Here is a 23785-nt window from a genome sequence, read left to right as displayed (position 1 = left end):
GATGGAACGGCAGTTGGACGCCTACTGCGAACACCTGCGCAGTGAGCGCCAGGTGTCGCCTCACACCTTGTCGGCCTACCGCCGTGACCTGGAAAAAGTGCTCGGCTGGTGCCAGAAGCAGAACATCGACACCTGGTCGAGCCTCGACATCCAGCGCCTGCGCAGCCTCGTCGCCCGCCTGCACCAGCAGGGGCAATCCTCCCGCAGCCTGGCGCGACTTTTGTCGGCGGTGCGGGGCCTGTATCACTACCTGAACCGCGAAGGCCTGTGCGATCACGACCCGGCCACCGGCCTGGCACCGCCCAAAGGCGAACGCCGCCTGCCAAAGACCCTCGACACCGACCGCGCCCTGCAATTGCTGGACGGCGCCGTCGAGGATGACTTCATGGCGCGACGGGACCAGGCGATCCTCGAACTCTTCTACTCCTCCGGCTTGCGGCTTTCCGAGCTGACGGGGCTGAACCTGGATCAACTGGACTTGGCCGACGGCATGGTCCAGGTGCTCGGCAAGGGCAGCAAGACCCGACTGTTGCCTATCGGCCGCAAAGCCCGCGAAGCCTTGGAATTGTGGTTGCCGCTGCGAGCACTGGCCAATCCGGTCGATGACGCGGTGTTCATCAGCCAGCAGGGCCGACGCCTGGGCCCGCGGACCATCCAACTGCGGGTCAAGGCCGCCGGCGAACGTGAGCTGGGGCAGAACCTGCACCCGCACATGCTCAGGCATTCCTTCGCCAGCCATCTGCTGGAATCCTCCCAGGACCTGCGCGCCGTCCAGGAGCTGCTCGGCCACTCGGACATCAAGACCACCCAGATCTATACCCACCTGGATTTCCAGCACCTGGCGACGGTCTATGACAGTGCCCACCCCAGGGCCAAACGCATCAAGGGCGACGAATCATGACCATCGAGCTCATCACTTTCGACCTGGACGACACGCTGTGGGACACCGCGCCGGTGATCGCCAGCGCCGAAGCCGTCCTACGCCAATGGCTGACCGACAACGCGCCTGACCTGGGCGATTTCCCGGTGGAGCGCCTGTGGGCGATCCGCGCGCAAGTGCTCAGCGAAGAACCGAACCTCAAGCACCGCATCAGTGCACTGCGCCGACGCGTGCTGTTCCGGGCGCTGCAAGACGCCGGTTATGACCAGTGGCGAGCCTCGGAGTTGGCAGACCAGGGATTCGAGGCATTCCTCCATGCCCGGCATCAACTGGAGGTCTTTCCCGACGTCGAGCCGACCCTGGAAATCCTCGCCAACCAGTTCGCCCTTGGCGTCGTCACCAACGGCAATGCCGATGTGCGTCGCCTCGGACTGGCCGACTACTTCAAGTTTGCCTTGTGCGCCGAAGACATCGGCGTCGCCAAGCCTGACGCCCGGCTGTTCCACGAAGCCTTGCAACGCGGCGGTGCAACGGCGCAAACCGCCGTGCACATCGGCGATCACCCGGGCGACGATATCGCCGGCGCCCAACAGGCCGGCCTGCGCGCGGTGTGGTTCAACCCGACGGGCAAGGCCTGGGACGCCGATCACGCCCCCGACGCAGAGATCCGCAGCCTGACCGAACTGCCGGGGTTGTTGGCAGCGTGGCATAGCCAGCGCTGAACCCTGCCCTGTAGCCACAGCCTTCTGTGGGAGCGAGCTTGCTCGCGATGACGGCGGCACATACAACATCAACTCCCAACAGACCCACCGCTATCGCGAGCAAGCTCGCTCCCACAGAGACTGCGCCTGGTCTGGGAACAGAATCGCACCCATGAAAAAGCCCGCAGCGACGGCGGGCTTTTTCAGCAAGCAAGGGCAGATACTCAGATAGGGCGGCTGCCGTACTTGTTGTCAGGCTTCTTGGGCGGATCAGCGACCACGTTGGCCTCCACTTCCTGCACCTTTCCGCCCCGGGCCAGGAATTCCTCCATGGCCTTGGCGAGCGCATCACGCTCCTTGTTCTTGGCCTCTACGCTCGGCAACTCGTCGACCGATACCGCTGCCTTGGCCTTGCCTTTGGCAGTCGGGACCGGAACATCGGCACCGTCGTCGTCAGCGACGTCTTCAGCCGCCGCTTCCAGGCCTTCTTCGGCCTCGTCTTCATCACCTACTTCGAGGTCGTCGTTTTCCAGATCATCGTCGCTCATGTTCTACCTCATGACTTGCGAAAAGCAGATTAGTTATAGCCCAGCTTCGCCATCTGTCGAAGGCTGCCAGAAAAAATTCAAGATCCGCCGGCAATCAGCGGTCATGCCCCTTCACCGTGCAAGGTGGCGAGGACTTTACGAGCACCGCCATGATCACGGTGTTCGCCCAAATAGACACCTTGCCAGGTACCCAATGCCAACCGCCCCGCCGTTACCGGAAGGCTGAGTTGACACCCCAGCACACTGGCCTTGAAGTGCGCCGGGAGGTCGTCCAGGCCTTCGTCGTTGTGCTCATAGTCGGCGGTTCCTTGTGGGATCAGCCGATTGAAAAATCGTTCGAAGTCTCGACGTACCGCCGGATCGGCGTTCTCGTTGATGGTCAACGAGGCCGAGGTGTGCTGCAGCCACAGATGCAACAGACCGACACGACAGGCCTTGAGTTCAGGCAAGCCGGCGAGCAACTCGTCTGTCACCAGATGAAAGCCCCGGGGCCTTGCCCGCAGGGTTATCAACGTCTGCTGCCACATACAGATCTCCGCACGTTCGGCGCGCATTCTAGCGCGCTCTGGGAAAAAACAAAGGGCCTAATATTCTTGCCCCCATGTAAGCCTTTGGCGGTAGAAAAACCCACGTCGCATACACAACAAAAGGCGTCGGAAAAACCAGCACGCCCTGTGAGCAATGACAAATTCCAGACAAAAAAATGCCCGGCGAACCGGGCATTTTTTTTATGCGCTGCTTACAGGTTGTAACCGCGCTCGTTGTGCTGGGCCAGGTCCAGGCCCACGGCTTCTTCTTCCTCGGAGACGCGCAGACCCATGACGGCGTCCAGTACCTTGAGGATGATGAAGGTGACGATCGCGGTGTAGACCACGGTGAACGCCACGCCCTTGAATTGAATCCACACTTGCGCGCCGATATCGGTCACGGTGCCGAAGCCGCCCAGGGCCGGAGCGGCGAACACGCCGGTCAGGATCGCGCCGAGGATACCGCCGATGCCATGCACGCCGAAGGCGTCCAGGGAGTCGTCATAGCCAAGTTTGCGCTTGAGGGTGGTGGCGCAGAAGAAGCACACCACACCGGCCGCCAGGCCGATAACCAGGGCGCCCATCGGGCCCACGGTGCCAGCAGCGGGAGTGATGGCGACCAGGCCGGCCACCACGCCCGAGGCAATGCCCAGTGCGCTTGGCTTGCCATGGGTGATCCACTCGGCAAACATCCAGCCCAGCGCCGCCGCGGCGGTAGCGATCTGGGTGACCAGCATCGCCATGCCGGCGGTGCCGTTGGCGGCAACGGCGGAACCGGCGTTGAAGCCGAACCAGCCGACCCACAGCATGGCCGCGCCCATCAGGGTGTAACCCAGGTTATGCGGCGCCATTGGCGTGGTCGGGAAGCCCTTGCGCTTGCCCAACACCAGGCACGCCACCAGGCCTGCGATACCGGCGTTGATGTGCACCACGGTGCCGCCAGCGAAGTCCAGCACACCCCAGTCCCACAGCAGGCCGCCGTTACCGGACCAGACCATGTGCGCAATCGGCGCATACACAAGGGTGAACCACACGCCCATGAAGATCAGCATGGCGGAGAACTTCATCCGCTCGGCAAACGCGCCGACGATCAGGGCCGGAGTGATGATGGCGAAGGTCATCTGGAAGGTGATGAACACCGCCTCAGGGAACAGCGCCGCCGGGCCGGTCAAGCTCGCTGGCGTGACGCCGGCCAGGAAAGCTTTGCCCAGGCCACCGATGAAGGAATTGAAGTTGACGACGCCCTGCTCCATGCCGGTGGTGTCGAACGCGATGCTGTAGCCATAGATGACCCACAGGACGCTGATCAGACCGGTAATGGCAAAGCACTGCATCATCACGGAAAGAAGGTTTTTCGACCGGACCATGCCACCGTAGAACAGGGCGAGGCCGGGAATGGTCATGAACAGTACAAGAATCGTGGCCGTCAGCATCCAGGCGGTGTCGCCGGAGTTCAGGACGGGGGCTGCCGCTTCTTCTGCCATGGCCAGGCCAGGCATTGCGAAGGACAACAGGGCTCCTAGCCCTGCGAATTTACGCAGAGTCATATTGTTTTCTCCTGGGGCGTTGGGTTTGGCGGCTTAGATGGCGTCGGTATCGGTTTCGCCGGTACGGATGCGGATAGCCTGTTCCAGATTGACCACAAAGATCTTCCCGTCACCGATCTTGCCGGTGTTGGCGGCCTTGGTGATTGCCTCGATCACCCGGTCAAGATCCTTGTCGTCAATGGCGACGTCGATCTTCACCTTGGGCAGGAAATCGACCACGTATTCCGCGCCGCGATACAGCTCGGTGTGACCTTTCTGCCGACCGAAGCCTTTGACCTCAGTAACGGTAATGCCCTGCACGCCGATCTCGGACAACGACTCGCGCACGTCGTCCAACTTGAACGGCTTGATGATGGCAGTGACTAGCTTCATGAAACTTTCTCCCGAATTGGTGGACTTGCCCCAGGAAAACAAACCCGACTCAAGTCTAAGCGCAGTGCCTGGCTTTGTAACGCGTCGTCGGCCCAAGTTGCCCGACAGGTGCCAGTTAACCGATCCTGACGAAACTCCCCGTTTCGCCTGCTGCACTGCATTCGTCACAGCGACTGCATCAGTGCATGGGTCATCAGCCTCTAAGCAGAAACCTTGCCATCTGTGCCCAACCCTCCTGATTTCAACCCCTTACCCGTTGCATGCGGCGGTGTCGGGCCACGAAGCGCAACGATACGCACAACAACGGTGCGACAGCGCCCGGCCCTGTGCGCGAAAAGCGTGCATCCCTGCCTGGCGAATTGACTATAGACACTGCGTGATACACTGCCCGCCATTGTTTTCCAGGACACCTGCCATGCTTGCGCCCAAAGACCTCCTCGACGCCCTGAGCGGCCATGCCTCCCGCCTGTTGAGTGGCGACACGCCGCTGCCCAAAAGCGAAATCGAAAGCCAGTTCAAGGCCTTGCTGCAAAGCGGCTTCAGCAAGCTGGACCTGGTCAGCCGGGAGGAATTCGACAGCCAGATGGTCGTGCTGGCCCGGACTCGGGCCAGGTTGGAAAGCCTGGAGGCAAAAGTAGCCGAGCTGGAAGAGCGACTGGCCTCGACCTCGCCATAAGCGACCTCAGCCTTGGGCAACCTTTCGCGATTGCCCGGGGGCCGGCGTGATCGGCAGTTCCAAGATAAAAAGCGCCCCCTGGCCCTCCCCCGCGCTGCGCACGGTCAGGTCGCCGCCCATCTCATGGGCGGCCAGGATGCAGCTATGCAGGCCAAAACCATGACCATCGGCACGCGTGGTGAAGCCATGCTCGAACACCCGGGCAAGGTTGTCCTCGGTAATGCCTTCGCCATTGTCCTCCACCTCGATTCGCACACGGGCGTCGTCAACCGCCTTCAGGCGTAACGTGATGTGCGGCGACCGATCCGTGACCGGGACAAGCGCCTGCTTGGCGTTGTTTATCAGGTTGACCAGGATCTGCAAGACCTTGTGCTTGTCCAGCGGCATCATCGGCACATCGTCAAGTTCCTGGACCAGCGTCACCTTGTGCCGCACCAGGGACACCCCGCTGATGCGCACCACATCCTCCACCAGTTCACGCAGCATGCCCGGTTCCAGCACGCTGGAATTACCGGCGTAGGACTGCTGGGTGGCGACGATTTCCTTGATGTGGTCGATCCGGCGGGTCAACTGCGCCAGCTCGGCGATCATGCCCTGTTGCTCGATTGCCAGCGCGTCGGCCAGCTTGTCGAGATAATCGGGTAGCGCGCGCCCCTTCGGGTCGCTGCTGATGAAGTCACCGAGGTCATCGGGATGCTCCTTCATCAGCTGGACGACTTTGGCCACCGATGGCCCCTTGGACGTATGCACCTTCTCGTACAGGACCTGGGCTGACACATTCACGCTATTGAGCACGTTGCCCACGTTGTGCAGCACGTTGGTGGCAATTTCCGCCATGCCGGCCCGGCGCGCCGTCGTGACCAGTTCGGCCTGCGCCTCGCGCAACTCGTCGTTGACCCTGGCCAATTGCTGCGGGCTGGGGATCTTCAGGGCTGCCGGTACCAGCCGGACCAGCAGGATCGCGGTAATCACCGAGGCAATCGCGGTGATCACCTTGACCAGCGCCGACAGCCAGTAATAGGGCTGCCAGATGGTCAGGATCTCCATCACGTGGCTGGTCCCGCAGGCCAGGATAAACACTCCAAAGGCCGCCAGCATCCAATCAAACGGTACGTCCTTGCGCTTGTGGATAAAGTACAGGAGGGTGAAGGGGATGGTGACGTAGGACAGGGTGATCAAACCGTCGGCGATCACATTGGTCCACAGCAGGTCAGGCCGCCACATGTAGCAATGCCCGTGGGGCATGAAGCGCTTGTCGGTCAACAACGCCAACAGATCGTCCATGGGTCACATCCTCTCTGTGCGTTGATCCCGCCCGGTGCCGATCAGACAAAATCCAGCTTAGCAGAGGCCTCGCCCGGGCCACGTTCATCCTGAGATGGCGCCGGCGCCTCGGTAATATCCTGCGAAGATTTCCCCTTCCAATTGCAGCTCCCGCGCTGCTTTCGCCGACTAATCTTCAAGAGCCGCAGGACGCGGCACCCTATTCGTCTCAAGGACCGCTTCATGTCGCTCGCCATTGTCCACAGCCGCGCCCAGGTGGGGGTGGAGGCTCCCGCCGTTACCGTTGAAGTTCATCTGGCCAATGGCTTGCCGTCACTGACGATGGTCGGTCTGCCAGAGGCAGCAGTGAAGGAAAGCAAGGACCGGGTGCGCAGCGCGATCATCAATTCGGGACTCAATTTCCCGGCACGACGCATCACCCTCAACCTCGCGCCGGCAGACCTGCCCAAGGACGGCGGGCGGTTCGACCTGGCGATTGCCCTTGGCATCCTGTCCGCCAGCGTGCAGGTGCCAACGCTGATGCTGGACGACGTCGAGTGCCTCGGTGAGCTGGCGTTGTCCGGCGCCGTGCGACCGGTACGCGGCGTTCTGCCGGCAGCACTGGCGGCACGCGCGGCCGGGCGGATGCTGGTGGTGCCGCGAGCGAATGCCGAGGAGGCCTGCCTGGCCTCGGGGTTGAAAGTGATCGCCGTGGATCATCTGCTCGAAGCGGTGGCGCATTTCAACGGCCACACACCCGTCGAGCCCTTTGTTTCCAACGGGCTGCTCTCGGCCAGCAGGCCGTACCCCGATCTCAGCGAAGTCCAAGGGCAGGCAGGTGCCAAGCGCGCGCTACTGATCGCCGCAGCGGGCGCTCATAACCTGTTGTTCAGCGGCCCACCGGGCACCGGCAAGACTCTGCTGGCGAGCCGTTTGCCAGGGCTGTTGCCGCCACTGGCCGAAAGCGAGGCCCTGGAGGTCGCAGCCATCCAGTCGGTGGCCAGCTGCGTGCCGTTGAGCCATTGGCCGCAACGTCCGTTTCGCCAGCCGCATCACTCGGCTTCCGGCCCTGCGCTGGTAGGCGGCGGATCCAAGCCACAACCGGGGGAAATCACCCTCGCCCACCATGGTGTCCTGTTCCTGGATGAGCTGCCGGAGTTCGACCGCAAGGTGCTAGAAGTGCTGAGGGAACCATTGGAGTCCGGTCACATTGTGATTTCCCGAGCCCGCGACCGCGTGCGCTTCCCGGCGCGCTTCCAACTGGTCGCGGCAATGAATCCCTGTCCCTGTGGATACCTCGGCGAGCCCAGTGGCCGTTGCTCCTGCACGCCCGACATGGTGCAGCGTTACCGCAATAAACTGTCCGGCCCCTTGCTTGATCGCATCGACCTGCACCTGACCGTTGCACGGGAGGCCACGGCGCTGAATCCGAAAGGCGAACCCGGTGGCGACACGGCCACCGCGGCCGAGCGGGTGGCCGAAGCCCGGGAGCGCCAGCAAATACGTCAAGGTTGCGCCAATGCATTCCTGGACCTGCCGGGCTTGCGCCAGCATTGCAAACTCTCCACCGCCGACGAAGCCTGGCTGGAAACCGCCTGCGAACGACTGACCCTGTCGTTGCGAGCCGCTCATCGCCTGCTCAAGGTCGCCCGGACCCTGGCCGACCTTGAGCATGTGCAGCGGATCAGCCGGGAACACCTGGCCGAAGCGCTGCAGTATCGGCCGACCACGGCCTGAAACAGCTTATGGTTTGCTCAGGTCCACCAACGGCGCATCCCGCACTTCGGTTTTGCGATCGCCCTGGATGTCGTCGATGCGCTTGAGGGCCTTGTCCACCGCCGCCTTGTCCGCCAACAGGCTGTAGTGGATCTGGAACTGCTTGCGCTCTTTCGGGGCGATGGTCGGCACCAGCCCCAGCGGGCGCTGGTAGTGGCGGTTGTAGGAAAAGCTGGTGCCCGGCTCAAGCCCGGTCACGTAGCCCTGGCCTTGGGTATCGGTATTTTTCCACAGGGAAAACACCGGGAGCGTGGCCGTGTTGAAGCCCACCGAGACGCCAAGGCTGCCGGCCTTGTTGTGCAGCACCGTCAACGTGTCGCCCTTGGCATCGCCGTAAGGCACGACGTTGTAGACGGTTTCGTCGTAATCCTTGGTGGGGGCTCGATAGGTTGTCCAATCTTTCAGGTCGCCCTTGGCCTTGTCATTGAATGGCGAGACTTGCTTGACCGGCGCTGCGAAACGCGCGCCCTGTTCCAGGAAGGGGGTGCTGAAATTGCTGTGGTAGAGCGCCTGGTATTCCTTCGGGTAATCGCCGTTGTTGGTCAGCGTGTCGTTGAGCGCGAAGGTCACGCTGCCAGGCTCGGTGACCAGTTCGGTCTGGACCGAGAAATCGACTTTCTTGAACGCCTGCTCCTTCAACTCGCCTCGCAGGGTGATGGCGTAGGGCGGTTTTTCATCGATGTGCAGGGTGACCTTATTGGCTGGAATATTGGCAGCGCGACCATGCAGGGTCAGCAGCTCGCCGTTGTCCATGCCCGGATGGCCAACCCATTCGTAGCCACAGCGCGTGACGAGTTCATTGAAACCTTCCAGCCAGCCCAGGCCGCCGCGGCCGTTGAGTTCGATGAAGGCTGGATTGACCACTTCCTTGACTGGCGAATCCCAACCCATGCGCACATTGCCGACAGAAGCCTGCAGCACGTTCATGCCTCGGGTCGGAACGACCGAGAGCTTCAGGGCGCCGTTGTCGATGTCGACGATGCTGACGCCTTCCTGCCGACCGCCGTGCAGGGTGCGCATCGTCACGGAGAACGGCTTGCCGGTTTTCACGCCTAGCTGTTCGCTGGTGATTTTCCAGGGCTGGGCAGCTTTATCGGTGTCCAACAGGACGTAATCCCAAGCCAGGGCATGGGAGGCAGCGCCCAGGGCGCCAAGGGTAACGAGGAGTTTGAACGGAGTCATGGACGTGACCTTTTATTGGAGTTGTGCGGTTTTTATAGACTTGAAGAAACGTTTCAGCAAGCTTAAAAACAGCAATTTCCTTAAAAAGTAAAGTTCACACGAATGGAGCTTCTGTGGGAGCGGGCATGCTCGCGAAGGCGGTGGGTCAGTGGGCAGGGATGTGGCTGGAAAGCCGCTTTCGCGAGCAAGCCCGCTCCCACACTAATTCCGGGGCGGCCGCCAGAAGATGTTCGCCGCAAACTCCCTCGTGGGAGCGGGCTTGCTCGCGAAAGCGGTGGGTCAGCGAGTAGAGAAGTGGCTGGAACGCCACCTTCGCGAGCAGGCTCCCCCACACTGATCTCGGGGGAGCTTGCTCGCGCTGGTTGCAGAGGCTTCAGCGGAATCGATCAACCTCTTTGCGCAGGTCCTGCGCCAGTGTTTCCAGTTCCTTGGCGGTGATCGCCAGGTTCGAAACCACTTCCCGTTGTTCGCTGTTGGCCATGGCAATGCTTTGCAGGTTGCTGCTGAGCAACGTCGCGGTGCTGCTCTGCTCCTGGGTGGCGGTGGTGATCGCCGCGAATTGCTGGCCGGCGGAGCGGCTTTGCTCATCGATACGCGCCAGGGCCGAGGCGACGTTGGCGTTGCGCGACAGGCCTTCCTGCATCAACAGGTTGCCCTGCTCCATGGTGCTGATGGCGTTGCCGGTTTCCTGCTGGATGCTCTGGATCATCCCGGAAATTTCATCGGTCGCCTGCCGAGTGCGGGAGGCCAGGCTGCGCACTTCATCGGCCACCACGGCGAAACCACGGCCCTGCTCACCCGCGCGGGCGGCTTCGATGGCGGCGTTCAGGGCCAGCAGGTTCGTTTGCTCGGCGATGGAAGTAATGACGCCAACGATGCCGCCGATTTCCTGGGAACGCTGGCCCAGGGTGTTGATGACCGTGGCCGTGCTGTTCAACGCGCCAGCGATCTGCTCCAGCGACGATGAAGCCTCGTCCATCGACGTGCGACCGATCTTGGTTTGCTGGGCGTTTTCCTGGGCCAGGCGCTGGGTATTGCCCATGTTGTCGGCAATGTTCAGGGACGTGGCGCTGAACTCTTCAACCGCGCCCGCCATGCTGGTGATTTCACCGGACTGCTGCTCCATCCCCTCATACGCGCCACTGGACAAGCCCGACAGCGCCTGGGCACGGCTATTGACCTCCTGAGAGGCTTTACGGATGTGCTCCACCATAGTCGACAAGGCCTGGCTCATCTGGTTGAAGGCACGGGCCAGTTGGCCGATTTCATCATGGCTCGACACGTTCAGGCGCACGCTCAAGTCGCCGGCGCCCAGCGCTTCGGCCTGGCGCACCAGATCCCCGAGCGGCGCCAATTTGCTTCGCAACAACCACATCGCCGAGCCGACCGCCAACAACATCGCCAGCAGGCTGCCAATTGCCAGTTGCGTGCCGACGCTCCAGGTCACGGCACGAATCTCGGCTTTCGGCATGCTCGCCACGACCGCCCACGGCCCACCTTCAAACGGCACGGCAACGCTGTAGAAATCTTCTGCGGTGTCTTCCCAGAACGCACCTTTGCCTGGTTTCTTGACCAAGTCGGTGATGGTCGCGGTGGCCTTGTCCAGCGCCTGCACGCCCGCTGGCGGCACCAGCCATTTGTTTTGCTCGTCCAGCAACGCCAAGGAGCCGGTCTGGCCGATACGGAAGCGCTTGAGGTTTTCGAACTGGGCGTTCTGCGCATCGGTGTAGTCGAAGCCTACGTACAACACGGCGATGATCTTGCCGCCGCTGTCGCGCACAGGCGTGTACTGGGACATGTAGTAGCGTCCGAACAGCAAGGCACGGCCGATGTAGCTTTGGCCCGCCATGACCGGGCCATAAGCCGGGCCGGCGCGGTCAAGCACGGTGCCGATCGCGCGCGTGCCGTCCTGCTTGGTCAACGAGGTGCTGATGCGGATGAAGTCGTCGCCGCTGCGCACGAACACCGTGGCCACCCCGGCGGTCATCGTCTTGAAGTCGTCCACTTCCTTGAAGTTGTTGTTCAACACTTCGCCGCCCAGGCTCAAGCCCGGCGTCTGCACGCCCGCCACCGTCACCGGTTGGTCCGCATGCACGCTCAAGCCCGCGCTGAAGCGCTTTTCGAACAGACCGGCCAACCGCTGGGTGCTTTCGCGCAAGGTGCTGTGGAACGTGTTGAGCTGGTCGGCCATCAGGCGCGCTTCGCTGGCCAGATGCTCTTCACGGGTGGACAGGTTGGCAGTGTCCAACGAACGCAAGGCGAAGACGGTACTGCCGGAAATCACGACCGCCAATATCACGGCTAGGGCAAGGCCAAGCTGTGAGGCGATTCGGGCACGGGGATGAGACATGACGGCTCCTGGCCGAGAGACCGGATCGTCCTGATCACGTCGCACGCTCGGCATCTTATTCGTTAAGGTATGAATTGGCCCTTTCTGAACGAAGGTTCTATGTCCACGGATTCGGCAGCAAACCCTAATACTTGAGCGATCCGGAAGGATAAATGCCAAACAACCGGCGCCAAGGCTTCAACGATTCAGCCCAGGCGCTCCACGTCGGGTAGCTGCATGGCCTTGACCTCGCCCTGGAGAAAATCGCTGAGCCGACGCAAGCGCTCACCACCCGACCGGGTTTTCGGCCAGACCAGATAGTAGTGCTCGCCGCTGGCGACCGCCGTCGGCCATGGCAGGCTCAAGCGCCCCTGGGCAACGTCTTCGGCCACCATCAACAGGTCGCCCATGGACACGCCATAACCACGGGCCGCCGCGATCATGCCCAGTTCCAACGTGTCGAAGACCTGGCCGCCCTTGAGCGAGACCTTGTCGGCCAGGCCCATGCGCTGCAACCAATTGCGCCAGTCCCGACGATCCGGCGTGGGGTGCAGCAGCTCCGCACTGGCCAGGCGCGCCACGTCCCAAGGCTGATCGTTCAACAGGTTCGGCGCGCCCACCGGGATCAATTCCTCGGGGAACAACAAACTGGCCTCCCAATCCCCAGGGAAGTGCCCGTTACCCAGCAGTACCGCGCAATCGAAGGGTTCGGTGTTGAAATCCACCGAGTCGATGTCCATCCAGGCACTGGTCAATTGCACCTCGTTGCCAGGCTGCAGATGCCGGAAACGACTCAACCGTGCCAGCAACCAGCGCATGGTCAGGGTCGATGGCGCCTTCATGCGCAAGATGCCGTCATCACCGTGCAACGTATGGCAAGCCCGCTCAAGGGCCATGAAGCCTTCCCGCACGCCCGGCAGCAACAGGCGCGCCGCTTCGGTCAACTGCAGGTTGCGGCCGCTGCGCTGGAACAGCCGGCAGGCAAAATGATCTTCGAGCGTGCGGATGTGTCGGCTCACCGCACTCTGGGTAATCGACAGCTCTTCGGCAGCCCGGGTAAACGAGCTGTATCGCGCCGCCGCTTCGAATGCCCGCAATGCATAAAGAGGAGGAAGACGACGAGACATTGGGAAAGCTCCTATAGCGATTTTTGAACCCTATCAGAAGATCGTTCCAGCATGAGTTTTAATCATGCCAGCAATCGGATTTATCCTTTTGTGCAAACCACGGCGAGCGCCGAGAATCAACGCTTTACTGCCTTGTTGAACATGGAGCGTGATGATCATGCAGCATCCAGCGCGTACCGAACTCTGGGCCATCCTGCGGCTGGCGGGGCCGTTGATAGCTTCGCAGTTGGCGCACATGCTGATGGTCCTCACCGACACCGTGATGATGGCGCGCCTGAGCCCTGAAGCCCTCGCCGGCGGGGGACTCGGGGCGGCGACTTATTCATTCGTCTCGATTTTCTGCATCGGCGTGATCGCGGCGGTGGGCACCCTGGTCGCGATCCGCCAGGGCGCGGGCGACATCGAAGGCGCCACTCGGCTGACCCAGGCCGGTTTGTGGTTGGCCTGGCTGATGGCGCTGATGGCGGGCCTGCTGTTATGGAACCTCAAGCCGGTGCTGTTGATGTTCGGCCAGACCGAAACCAATGTGTTGTCCGCCGGACAGTTCCTGCTGGCGCTGCCGTTCGCCCTGCCCGGCTACCTCAGTTTCATGGCCCTGCGCGGTTTCACCAGCGCGATTGGCCGGGCCACGCCGGTCATGGTGATCAGCCTCGGCGGCACGGTGGCCAACTTCCTGCTCAATTACGCACTCATTACCGGCATGTTCGGCTTGCCGAAACTCGGCTTGATGGGGATCGGCCTGGTGACGGCCATCGTCGCCAACAGCATGGCCCTGGCGCTGGCGTGGCACATCCACCGGCACCCGGCCTACCGGGCCTATCCATTGCTCGCTGGCCTGTCACGGCCCAATCGCCAGTACCTCAAGGAATTGTGGCGCCTCGGCCTGCCGATTGGCGGCACCTACGCGGTGGAAGTCGGGCTGTTCGCCTTCGCCGCCCTCTGCATGGGCACCATGGGCAGCACGCCACTGGCGGCCCATCAGATCGCGCTGCAAATCGTCTCGGTGGCGTTCATGGTGCCGGCGGGCATGTCGTACGCCATCACCATGCGCATCGGCCAGCACTACGGCGCCGGCCAACTGCCAATGGCGCGACTGGCCGGGCGAGTCGGGATTGGCTTCGGCGCGGCGGCGATGCTGGCGTTCGCCATGGTGTTCTGGTTGTTGCCTCACCAACTGATCGGCTTGTTCCTGGACCATAACGACCCGGCGTTCCGCGAAGTGATCAACCTGGCAGTGAGCCTGCTGGCCGTGGCGGCCTGGTTCGAACTGTTCGACGGCACGCAAACCATTGCCATGGGTTGTATCCGCGGATTGAAAGACGCCAAGACTACGTTCCTGGTGGGGCTGGGTTGCTATTGGCTAATTGGCGCGCCAGCCGCGTGGTGGATGGCGTTCCATTTGCACTGGGGGCCAACTGGCGTCTGGTGGGGCCTGGCCCTCGGGCTGGCCTGCGCGGCGGTGAGCCTGACGCTGGCGTTCGAATGGAAGATGAAGCGGATGATTCGCCGTGAGCCGGGGCAGCCCGGTTTCGAAGCCATCCCGGCCAAATGAAACCATCCCCTGTGGGAGCGAGCTTGCTCGCGATGGCGATAGTTCAGTCACATCGATTTTGACTGACACACTGAGCAAGCTCGCTCCCACAAGGGAAAGGAGTCAGACCACGACTTCGTGCGTGGACTGCTGATCCCCCCCGAACGTCAGGTATTCCACCAACTCCACCAGCGGCAACGGCTTGCTGATCAGGAATCCCTGCACCTGATCGCAACCGAAGCCACGCAGCAGGTCCAGTTGTTCAGCGGTTTCCACACCTTCGGCGACCACTTCCAGGTTGAGGTTATGGGCCAGGTTGATCATCGCGTGCACCAGTTTGCGGTTCTCTTCGCGCTGCTCCATGCCGCCGACGAAGCTCTTGTCGATCTTGAGCAAGGCGATCGGCAGGCTGTTGAGGTGTACGAACGATGAGAACCCGGTGCCGAAGTCGTCCAGGGAAAACCGTACCCCCAGGCGCCCCAGCGCATCCATGGTCTGCTTGACCAGTTCGCTGCGGCGCATGACGGCGGTTTCGGTGAGTTCGAACTCCAGCCACTGGGCCTCGACGCCCCGCTCGGCGATCAATCGACTCAGGGTCGGCAGCAGCTGGCTGTCCTGGAACTGCCGGAATGACAGGTTGATCGCCATGTGCAGCGGCGCCAGCCCGCGTTCGCGCAGATCCTGCATGTCCCGCAGTGCCCGGGAAATCACCCAGTAACCCAACGGCACGATCAAGCCGCTCTGCTCGGCCAGCGGCACGAATTCACTCGGTGGCAGCAGGCCACGCTCGCCGTGACGCCAGCGCACCAGCGCTTCGAGGCCGACGATATGGCCGCCATCAAGGTTCAACCGGGGCTGGTAGTGCAACTCCAGTTCATCGCGACGCAGCGCCCGGCGCAGTTCGCTTTCCAAGTCGGCGAGGCTGCGGGCATTGCGATTGATGCGTTCATTGAAGATATGAAACGTGCAGCCTTGTGTGCTCTTGGCTTGCTGCATGGCGATGTGGGCGTGCCACATCAAGGGATCGGCACCGGCCTGGGCGCGGGCATGGGCGATACCCAGGCTGCAACCGATCAACAGGCTTTCGCCATCCACCCAGTAGGGTTCGGCCATGGCCTCGGTGATGCGTTCGGCCATCCACTCCGCGCGCTGCGGCGCACGGCGGGTGTCGATCAGCAGGGCGAACTCGTCGCTGCCCAGCCGCGCCAGTTGATCACCGGCCTCAAGCGAGCCCTTGAGCCGCGAGACCACTTGCAGGATCAGCCGATCACCGGCCTGATGCCCCAACGCGTCGTTGGCGTGACGGAAGTTATCGAGGTCCAGGTGACCAAGCGCCAGGCCACGACCTTCGTTTTCAGCCAGGCGCGCCGCCAGCAGGGTCTGGAAGCCCTGACGGTTGGCGATGCCGGTCAGCGGGTCCTGTTCGGCGAGTCGTTGCAGGGTATTTTCCAGCACCCCCCGCTCGCGCACATGGCGCAGGCAACGGCGCAACGTCGCCTCGTCAAGAACATCACGCACCAACCAATCGCTGACACCATCCGGGGAAGTCGAAGGCTCATGCTCCAGCAACAGGACCGTCGGCAGACGACAGCGACCCGGCGCCGGCTGCAGGGACGCAACAGTCAGCAGCACCGCGTTGCGGTTGTCTTCGAACAGGCTGCTGACCGATTCCCAGCTCGGAGCGCTGATCAATACGACCGAGGCTCCCATGGGCGCCAGGCACTCGCGCAATATCGCAGACCACTCAGGCGTTTCGGCCAACAACAGCAAACGCAAGGGTTCGACAGGCGTAGACAAGCTGACTCCCTAGACTCTGCAAGGTGGTAGGCGCGGGGCATTATGACTCGCCGAAGGGCAATCACCAATGCCAATGGTTCTCAAACACCCGCTTTTGAGCGTTTATTCATCCAAAAACGAACGTTAGACCTAAATTCTGTCCGCATCCTGAGGGAAAGTGACAAAAGCGGCAAATGGAGATGATGGACAGCGTCACAAGTCGGACAGGGCAGCACAATTCTCAGAGCCTGTTAAAATGCCGGCCCATTTCGCAAACGACTCCCTGACTCTGTCATGTCCCGACTCAATCCCCGGCAGCAAGAAGCCGTGAACTATGTCGGCGGCCCTCTTTTGGTGCTCGCCGGTGCAGGCTCCGGCAAGACCAGCGTGATTACCCGCAAGATCGCGCATTTGATCCAGAACTGCGGCATCCGCGCCCAGTACATCGTCGCCATGACCTTCACCAACAAGGCCGCCCGGGAAATGAAGGAGCGGGTCGGTGGCCTGTTGCGCGCCGGCGAAGGCCGCGGCCTGACCGTCTGCACCTTCCACAACCTGGGCCTGAACATCATCCGCAAGGAACACGCGCGGCTGGGCTACAAACCGGGCTTCTCGATTTTCGACGAGACCGACGTCAAGGCCCTGATGACCGACATCATGCAGAAGGAATACTCGGGCGACGACGGCGTCGACGAGATCAAGAACATGATCGGCGCCTGGAAAAACGACCTGGTCCTGCCACCCGAAGCCCTGGAAAATGCCCGCAATCCCAAGGAGCAGACCGCCGCCATCGTCTACGCCCACTACCAGCGCACGCTCAAGGCGTTCAACGCGGTGGACTTCGACGACCTGATCCTGCTGCCGGTCAAGCTGTTCCAGGACCACGCCGACATTCTTGAAAAATGGCAGAACAAGGTCCGCTACCTGCTGGTGGACGAATATCAGGACACCAACGCCAGCCAGTATCTGCTGGTGAAGTTGCTGATCGGCAAACGCAACCAGTTCACCGTGGTGGGCGACGACGACCAGTCGATCTATGCCTGGCGCGGCGCGCGGCCGGAAAACCTGATGTTGCTCAAGGAAGACTATCCGTCGCTCAAAGTGGTGATGCTGGAGCAGAACTACCGCTCCACCAGCCGCATCCTGCGCTGCGCCAACGTGCTGATTTCCAACAACCCCCACGAGTTCGAAAAGCAACTGTGGAGCGAGATGGGCCACGGCGACGAAATCCGCGTGATCCGTTGCCGCAACGAAGACGCCGAAGCCGAGCGCGTGGCCATGGAAATCCTCAGCCTGCACCTGCGCACCGATCGGCCGTACAGCGATTTTGCAATCCTGTACCGCGGTAACTACCAGGCCAAGCTGATCGAACTGAAACTGCAGCATCACCAGGTTCCCTATCGCCTGTCGGGGGGCAACAGCTTTTTCGGTCGCCAGGAAGTGAAGGACCTGATGGCCTACTTCCGCCTGATCGTGAACCCGGACGACGACAACGCCTTCCTGCGGGTGATCAACGTGCCGCGCCGGGAAATCGGCTCGACCACCCTGGAGAAACTCGGCAACTACGCCACCGAGCGCAAGATCTCGATGTACGCCGCCACGGACGAAATCGGCCTGGGCGAACATTTGGACAGCCGCTTCACCGACCGCCTGGCGCGCTTCAAGCGCTTCATGGACAAGGTCCGCGAGCAATGCGCCGGGGAAGATCCGATCTCGGCGCTGCGCAGCATGGTCATGGACATCGACTACGAGAACTGGCTGCGCACCAACAGCTCCAGCGACAAGGCTGCCGACTACCGCATGAGCAACGTCTGGTTCCTGATCGAGGCGTTGAAGAACACCTTGGAAAAAGACGAAGACGGCGACATGACCGTCGAGGACGCCATCGGCAAGCTCGTGCTGCGGGACATGCTCGAACGCCAGCAGGAAGAGGAAGACGGCGCCGAAGGGGTGCAGATGATGACGCTGCACGCCTCCAAGGGCCTGGAGTTTCCCTATGTGTTCATCATGGGCATGGAAGAAGAAATCCTGCCGCACCGCTCCAGCATCGAGGCCGACACCATTGAAGAAGAACGGCGCCTGGCCTACGTCGGCATTACCCGAGCGCGCCAGACGCTAGCCTTCACCTTCGCCGCCAAGCGCAAGCAGTACGGCGAAGTGATCGACTGCGCCCCCAGCCGCTTTCTCGATGAGCTGCCGCCGGACGACCTCGCCTGGGAAGGCAACGACGACACGCCGACGGAAGTCAAAGCCGTTCGCGGCAACAATGCCCTGGCGGATATACGCGCGATGTTGAAGCGCTAGAATCGACTACTTTTTTACCGACTTCAGGCGCTGACGCGTCACCAGAGGAGGCTTCATGGAAGCCCTGCACCAGAAAATCCGCGAGCTAGGCATTGTGCTGTCCGACCAGGTCCTGAAGGTCGATGCGTTTCTCAACCACCAGATCGACCCGCAGTTGATGAAGCTGATCGGCGATGAGTTTGCCGAACTGTTCAAGGATTCGGGCATCACCAAGATCGTCACCATCGAAGCCTCGGGCATTGCCCCCGCAATCATGACCGGGCTGAACCTTGGCGTGCCGGTGATCTTTGCCCGCAAGCAACAATCGCTGACCCTGACGGAGAACCTGCTGTCCGCGACGGTGTATTCGTTCACGAAGAAGACCGAAAGCACCGTCGCCATCAGCCCGCGTCACCTGACCAGCAGCGACCGCGTGCTGATCATCGATGACTTCCTGGCCAACGGCAAAGCCTCCCAGGCGCTGATCTCCATTATCAAGCAGGCTGGCGCCACCGTCGCCGGGCTGGGGATCGTGATCGAGAAGTCGTTCCAGGGCGGCCGTGCGGAATTGGATGCCCAGGGCTATCGCGTCGAGTCGTTGGCTCGGGTGAAGTCGCTGGCGGGTGGGGTCGTGACCTTTATCGACTGATCACGCCCTACCCTCTGTGGGAGCGAGCTTGCTCGCGATAGCGGCCTGTCAGACACATTTCGGGTAACTGATACACCGCTATCGCGAGCAAGCTCGCTCCCACAGGGGGTGGATCGGCCGTTATGGCGCAGTCGCCTTGAGCCCCGCCAGCAACAGCCGCTGATACAGCTCCTCCTTCAGCCCCTCGGGATTCGTCAACTGCATCCGCTCCAGATGCCCGGCATATTCCCAGGGCTCCGGCGCATCCAGGGCGGCCTTGCCAAGGTCCAGGATCTCGGTGAGCTTGAATTTGCTCTTCAGCCAGTTCAGAGCCCGTAACAAGTCGCGCTCGATCCCGTCGAAATCACAACCCAGCGGGTATTCCGGAAAAAGGTTGGGATGCCGCGCCTGGATCGCCTGTAGACGCTCCGACGTGTTGTCGGCGAACCGTGGATCAAGTCGAAAATCCTTCGGTAATTTACCGGCATTTTGTGCCTGCTCGATCAGGCCGGGTTGGAAGCGCGAATCGCTGATATTCAGCAACGCCTCGATCACCGCCGCGTCGGTCTTGCCCCGCAGGTCGGCGATGCCGTACTCGGTCACCACGATGTCTCGCAGGTGCCGGGGAATCGTGCAATGGCCGTATTCCCAGACGATATTCGAACTGACCACCCCGCCCGACTCCCGCCAGCTGCGCAACAGCAGGATCGAGCGCGCCCCTACCAGCGCATGGCCCTGGGCGACGAAGTTGTACTGCCCACCTACACCGCTGAGCACCCGCCCATCTTCCAACTGGTCCGCCACTCCGGCGCCCATCAGGGTCATGGTGAAGACCGTGTTGATGAAACGCGCATCGAGGCGCTGCAAGCGCTTGAGCGGTTCCTGGCCGTACAGCTCGTTGATGTAGCTGATGCGGGTCATGTTGAATTCGAGCAGGCGGCTCTGCGGCAACTCCCTCAGGCGCTCGTAAAAACTGCGCGGGCCGAGGAAGAACCCGCCGTGGATGCAGATGCCGTCGGGTTGCGCCGCTTCGTCGAGGGTTCCGGCGATGGTCCGTTCCTGGGTCGGTTCGTCGGGGTAGACCTTGCGCCGGATAATCCCGGCCTCCGCCAGCACCAGCAAACCGTTGACGAACATTTCACTGCAACCGTACAACCCTTTGGCGAAAGGCTCGACCCCACCCTCGCGCTCGATCAACTGCGCCCACTGGCTGAGGTTCACGTCCGCCAGCAGGGCCTGGTAACCGGCGTTATCGGCCTGGCGCGCCAACAGCGCCGCCGTCAACGCGTCGCCCATGGAGCCGATGCCGATCTGCAACGTACCGCCATCGCGCACCAGGGTGCTGGCGTGCAGGCCGATCAAATGGTCCTGGAAACCCACCGGCATGTTCGGCGTGGAGAACAACGTGTGGCTGTCCTTCTCATCGATCAACAGGTCGAAGCCATCGATGCCGATTTCCGCATCGCCGGGCATGTAGGGCAAATCGCTGTGGACCTGGCCCACCATGAGAATGGTTTCCCCCGCCTCGCGCCGCTTGGCGATCATCGGCAACAGGTCCAGGGTGATGTCCGGGTTGCAGCTCAGGCTCAAGCGATCCGGATGTTCCGGGTCGCTCGCCACCAGTTGCGCGATCAGGTTCAAGCCAGCCCCATTGATATCCCGGGCGGCGTGGCTGTAGTTGCTGCTGACATAGTCCTGCTGGGCCGAAGCGCTGTGCAGGAGGCTGCCGGGCTGCATGAAGAATTGCTGGACGCGGATATTGGCCGGCAGGCTGTCGCGCTGCAGATCGGCGAGGTAATCGAGTTCTGGATAATCACCGAAGACCCGTTCGACAAAGGGCTCGAGGAAGCGCTTCTGCAGCCCGTCGCCCAAGCTCGGCCGACCCAGGCTCAGTGCTGTGTAAATGGTCAGCTGTCGCTCGGGCATTTGCGCAATGCGCTGGTAAAGCGCGTTGGCGAACAGGTTGGGCTTGCCCAGCCCCAGGGGCATGCCGAGGTGGATATGCGCGGGCAGACGCTCGAGTACGTCATCCACCGCCTGTTCGATTGAACACAACTGCACCATCCGACCCTCCGGGACATTCCATGAATGTGGGTTGGACCGAGCTTGCCGGGTCTTGGTTGCGATGACCAGTCCGGAAAAAATCCCAGGCACAAAAAAGCCGCTCGTAAGCGGCTTTTTTGCGGAAGATGAATGCCTGTTACAGGCCGGACATCTCTTTGATGGCGCCTTTGAGTTCATCATCGGTGCAATCGGCGCAGGTGCCTTTAGGCGGCATGGCATTGATCCCGGTAATGGCCTTCGCCAGGATGCCGTCAAGGCCGCCCTGGTGGTCGGCGCGTTCTTTCCAGGCAGCCTTGTCACCGATTTTCGGAGCGCCCAGCAGGCCGGTACCGTGGCAAGCGTTGCAATGTTTGGCGATGACGTCTTTTGGCGCCTTGGCACCGCCAGCGCCACCCGCCGCGGCAGCCACTTCCATGCCCTTGCATTCCTTGCCCTGGACGCAAACCTGGCCGACGGGTTCAAGGCGCTTGGCGATATCATCGGTCGGCGCCGCTTGAGCGCTCGCAGCCCATAGGGCCAATACGGTTGCTGGTGCAGCCAGCATTTTCATAATTAGGTTCACGCGTACACCCTCAATGGTGGCTAGTCACGCCTGCGGCCACGGTTTGCAGGCGGGCGCAAGTATAGCGGTAAGCCTGTCACTCCGAAACAACCCCAAAGTCGCAAGGGTCTTGTTTGTCATGACAGCCCAACCTTCGAGCGCCTTTGCCCTGCGGGTTCGGCGCCTCTTCTTCTAGAAATTGGCCGGTGTGGCTGCGCTGATCAGTCGCGCCGGCACGTCGAACGGATTACGGAAACGATGGGGCTTGGTACTTTCGAAATAGTAGCTGTCGCCCGCCTCCAGCACGAAGGTTTCGGCGCCGACTACCAATTCCAACCGCCCTTCCACCAGGATTCCGGTCTCTTCGCCTTCATGGGTGAGCATCTCGTCACCGGTGTCGGCGCCAGGCGGATAGATTTCGTTCAGGAAAGCAATCGCCCGGCTCGGATGCGCCCTGCCCACCAATTTCATGGTCACGGCGCCATCGGAGATGTCGATCAGTTCGTTGGCTTTGTAGACGATCTGGGTCGGTTTCTCCTGGAGGATTTCTTCGGAGAAAAACTCGACCATGGACATGGGAATCCCGCCAAGGACCTTGCGCAGCGAGCTGATCGAGGGGCTCACGCTGTTCTTCTCGATCATCGAAATGGTGCTGTTGGTGACGCCCGCGCGCTTGGCGAGTTCACGCTGGGAAAGGCCTTTGAGTTTACGAATGGATTGCAGTCGTTCACCGACGTCCAATGCTGGAGCCTCCAGGGAATCAGGTTATGTGTAAAGTGAGCGTTATCATGGCGACAGCGTTCAGTATTTACAACACCTTGGCCCGAATCCTGTGCGGTGAAGCGACTTTCGGTAGGTCACTCTGGGTGTCAGCCCTCGGAATAGAGCCTTGGCACCCGTCGCAGGTTGCAGAAAATCTGGTAGGGGATCATGTCGGCAGCCTTCGCAACGTCACTGGCGAGGACATTCTTGCCCCACAGCTCCACGGTTGAGCCAAGCCCGGCTTGGGGAATATGGGTCAAGTCCACGGCCAGCATGTCCATCGATACCCGCCCGACCAGTTGGCTACGCTGCCCATCCACCAGTATCGGCGTGCCGTTGGGCGCCTGGCGCGGGTAGCCGTCGGCGTACCCCATGGCGACCACGCCGACCCGGGTCGGTTGCGCCGTGACAAAGCGCGCGCCATAGCCCACGGGCTCGCCGGCGGGAAGTTCACGCACGCTGATGATTTTCGATTCCAGCGTCATGACCGGTTGCAGGCGTGAAGCAACGGCATTGGCTTCTTCGAAAGGCGTCGCGCCGTACAGCATGATGCCGGGCCGCACCCAGTCGCTGGGAATCTGCGGCCAGCCCAGCACCGCTGGCGAGTTGCGCAGGCTGACCTCTGCCATCAAGCCCTGGCGGGTCTGCTCGAATACTGCCAATTGTTGCAGGCTGCTAGGGTCATGCAATTCATCGGCGCGGGCGAAGTGGCTCATCAACACGATCTTCGCCACGTTGCCACTGGCCAGCAGACGACGATACGCCGGCTGGAAATCGTCCGGGTGCAGGCCGACCCGATGCATGCCCGAATCGAGCTTGAGCCAGACCGTGATCGGCTTGCCCAGCGTCGCGCGCTCGATCGCTTCGAGCTGCCACAATGCATGCACCACGCACCAGAAGTCGTGCTCAACGATCAAGGCAAGTTCATCGGCCTCGAAGAAACCTTCCAGCAGCAGGATCGGCCCGCGAATCCCACCGGCCCGCAGCTCCAGGGCTTCTTCGATGCACGCCACCGCGAAACCGTCAGCGGTTTCCTGCAAGGCCTCGGCGCAGCGCACCGCGCCATGCCCGTAAGCGTCGGCCTTGATCACCGCCAGGGCCTTGGCCCCCGTGACTTCACGGGCTAGCTGGTAGTTGTGACGCAGGGCTTGGAGGTCGATCAAGGCACGGGCAGGACGCATGGCGGCAGGCTTCTAGGCGGTCATGGTTAAAAAAACCGGCGCCGGCTGACGGCATCAGCCGACAACAGCGCCGGGAGAGGGAGAGTCTTGA

At 61.8% G+C, this 23785-nt stretch carries 21 protein-coding genes; 7 read left to right on the top strand and 14 right to left on the bottom strand.

Annotated elements, in window-relative coordinates; genetic code table 11:
• Position 1 precedes the first annotated feature (1 nt).
• Together xerC and JMN22_RS01535 are read left to right on the top strand one after the other, a co-directional pair.
• Positions 2 to 901, top strand: coding sequence for a tyrosine recombinase XerC (xerC, locus tag JMN22_RS01540; protein WP_030138178.1), 900 nt, complete (start codon positions 2 to 4; stop codon positions 899 to 901).
• On the top strand, positions 898 to 1602 hold the full coding sequence (locus JMN22_RS01535) for an HAD family hydrolase (RefSeq protein ID WP_198797538.1): 705 nt from the start codon (positions 898 to 900) through the stop codon (positions 1600 to 1602). Before xerC ends, JMN22_RS01535 begins: the two co-directional genes overlap by 4 nt.
• Positions 1603 to 1805: 203 nt before the next feature.
• Here the strand turns inward: JMN22_RS01535 and sutA are convergent, their stop codons facing one another.
• The 4 genes from sutA to glnK form a co-directional block, all read right to left on the bottom strand.
• Positions 1806 to 2129, bottom strand: a complete 324-nt coding sequence (gene sutA / locus JMN22_RS01530) for a transcriptional regulator SutA (protein WP_007941277.1) — start codon at positions 2127 to 2129, stop codon at positions 1806 to 1808.
• Positions 2130 to 2230: 101 nt separating this feature from the next.
• On the bottom strand, positions 2231 to 2656 hold the full coding sequence (locus JMN22_RS01525) for a secondary thiamine-phosphate synthase enzyme YjbQ (RefSeq protein WP_030138180.1): 426 nt from the start codon (positions 2654 to 2656) through the stop codon (positions 2231 to 2233).
• Between the two features lie 212 nt (positions 2657 to 2868).
• Complete coding sequence (locus JMN22_RS01520; protein WP_030138181.1) at positions 2869 to 4203, bottom strand: ammonium transporter; 1335 nt, start codon at positions 4201 to 4203, stop codon at positions 2869 to 2871.
• 33 nt (positions 4204 to 4236) lie between these two features.
• Positions 4237 to 4575 carry a P-II family nitrogen regulator gene (gene glnK, locus JMN22_RS01515; protein WP_002555808.1) on the bottom strand — a complete coding sequence of 113 codons (339 nt, stop codon included), beginning with the start codon at positions 4573 to 4575 and terminating at the stop codon, positions 4237 to 4239.
• A 415-nt stretch (positions 4576 to 4990) separates the two neighbouring features.
• On the opposite strand from glnK, the gene JMN22_RS01510 reads away from it, so the two are divergent.
• Entirely contained in the window at positions 4991 to 5251 is a 261-nt protein-coding gene (locus JMN22_RS01510) for an accessory factor UbiK family protein (protein ID WP_030138193.1), read from the top strand.
• A gap of 6 nt (positions 5252 to 5257) precedes the next feature.
• On the opposite strand, the gene JMN22_RS01505 is transcribed toward JMN22_RS01510, so the two are convergent.
• Positions 5258 to 6535, bottom strand: a complete 1278-nt coding sequence (locus JMN22_RS01505; RefSeq protein ID WP_198797539.1) for a sensor histidine kinase — start codon at positions 6533 to 6535, stop codon at positions 5258 to 5260.
• 222 nt (positions 6536 to 6757) lie between these two features.
• Between JMN22_RS01505 and JMN22_RS01500 the strand changes: the two genes are divergently transcribed.
• Entirely contained in the window at positions 6758 to 8251 is a 1494-nt protein-coding gene (locus JMN22_RS01500; protein ID WP_198797540.1) for a YifB family Mg chelatase-like AAA ATPase, read from the top strand.
• Between the two features lie 6 nt (positions 8252 to 8257).
• On the opposite strand, the gene JMN22_RS01495 is transcribed toward JMN22_RS01500, so the two are convergent.
• The 4 genes from JMN22_RS01495 to JMN22_RS26630 form a co-directional block, all read right to left on the bottom strand.
• Positions 8258 to 9472 (bottom strand): aldose 1-epimerase family protein, encoded by a 1215-nt coding sequence (locus tag JMN22_RS01495; RefSeq protein WP_198797541.1) that lies wholly within the window; start codon positions 9470 to 9472, stop codon positions 8258 to 8260.
• A gap of 373 nt (positions 9473 to 9845) precedes the next feature.
• Complete coding sequence (locus JMN22_RS01490; protein WP_198797542.1) at positions 9846 to 11822, bottom strand: methyl-accepting chemotaxis protein; 1977 nt, start codon at positions 11820 to 11822, stop codon at positions 9846 to 9848.
• 185 nt (positions 11823 to 12007) lie between these two features.
• On the bottom strand, positions 12008 to 12928 hold the full coding sequence (locus JMN22_RS01485; protein ID WP_030138186.1) for a LysR substrate-binding domain-containing protein: 921 nt from the start codon (positions 12926 to 12928) through the stop codon (positions 12008 to 12010).
• A gap of 33 nt (positions 12929 to 12961) precedes the next feature.
• Positions 12962 to 13087, bottom strand: a complete 126-nt coding sequence (locus tag JMN22_RS26630; RefSeq protein WP_258648517.1) for a hypothetical protein — start codon at positions 13085 to 13087, stop codon at positions 12962 to 12964.
• Between JMN22_RS26630 and JMN22_RS01480 the strand changes: the two genes are divergently transcribed.
• Positions 13086 to 14480: a NorM family multidrug efflux MATE transporter gene (locus JMN22_RS01480; protein WP_033864411.1), complete on the top strand. Its 1395-nt coding sequence runs from the start codon at positions 13086 to 13088 to the stop codon at positions 14478 to 14480. The genes JMN22_RS26630 and JMN22_RS01480 overlap by 2 nt on opposite strands.
• Before the next feature lie 102 nt (positions 14481 to 14582).
• Here the strand turns inward: JMN22_RS01480 and JMN22_RS01475 are convergent, their stop codons facing one another.
• The gene (locus JMN22_RS01475; RefSeq protein WP_198797543.1) at positions 14583 to 16256 is read right to left on the bottom strand and encodes a putative bifunctional diguanylate cyclase/phosphodiesterase; all 1674 of its coding nucleotides are present in this window, start codon (positions 16254 to 16256) and stop codon (positions 14583 to 14585) included.
• 273 nt (positions 16257 to 16529) lie between these two features.
• Between JMN22_RS01475 and rep the strand changes: the two genes are divergently transcribed.
• A complete protein-coding gene (gene rep, locus JMN22_RS01470; protein ID WP_030138189.1) occupies positions 16530 to 18539 on the top strand; it encodes a DNA helicase Rep in 2010 nt (669 codons plus the stop codon).
• Positions 18540 to 18594: 55 nt separating this feature from the next.
• On the top strand, positions 18595 to 19167 hold the full coding sequence (locus tag JMN22_RS01465) for a xanthine phosphoribosyltransferase (protein WP_030138190.1): 573 nt from the start codon (positions 18595 to 18597) through the stop codon (positions 19165 to 19167).
• 120 nt (positions 19168 to 19287) lie between these two features.
• Here JMN22_RS01465 and JMN22_RS01460 read toward each other — a convergent pair whose 3' ends face one another.
• From JMN22_RS01460 to alr, 4 genes are all read right to left on the bottom strand, one after another.
• Complete coding sequence (locus JMN22_RS01460) at positions 19288 to 21210, bottom strand: acetyl-CoA hydrolase/transferase C-terminal domain-containing protein (RefSeq protein WP_030138194.1); 1923 nt, start codon at positions 21208 to 21210, stop codon at positions 19288 to 19290.
• 136 nt (positions 21211 to 21346) lie between these two features.
• The gene (locus tag JMN22_RS01455; protein ID WP_309475726.1) at positions 21347 to 21760 is read right to left on the bottom strand and encodes a c-type cytochrome; all 414 of its coding nucleotides are present in this window, start codon (positions 21758 to 21760) and stop codon (positions 21347 to 21349) included.
• Positions 21761 to 21943: 183 nt separating this feature from the next.
• On the bottom strand, positions 21944 to 22492 hold the full coding sequence (locus JMN22_RS01450; RefSeq protein ID WP_030138196.1) for a cupin domain-containing protein: 549 nt from the start codon (positions 22490 to 22492) through the stop codon (positions 21944 to 21946).
• A gap of 128 nt (positions 22493 to 22620) precedes the next feature.
• Entirely contained in the window at positions 22621 to 23694 is a 1074-nt protein-coding gene (alr, locus tag JMN22_RS01445; protein WP_198796222.1) for an alanine racemase, read from the bottom strand.
• Positions 23695 to 23785: the final 91 nt, after the last annotated feature.

It is taken from the genome of Pseudomonas sp. HB05 (assembly GCF_016756915.1).
GTDB classification, from domain to species: Bacteria; Pseudomonadota; Gammaproteobacteria; order Pseudomonadales; family Pseudomonadaceae; genus Aquipseudomonas; species Aquipseudomonas alvandae.
Note: the sequence above shows the minus strand (reverse complement) of the source record. Positions and strands in the feature narration are given on the sequence as shown.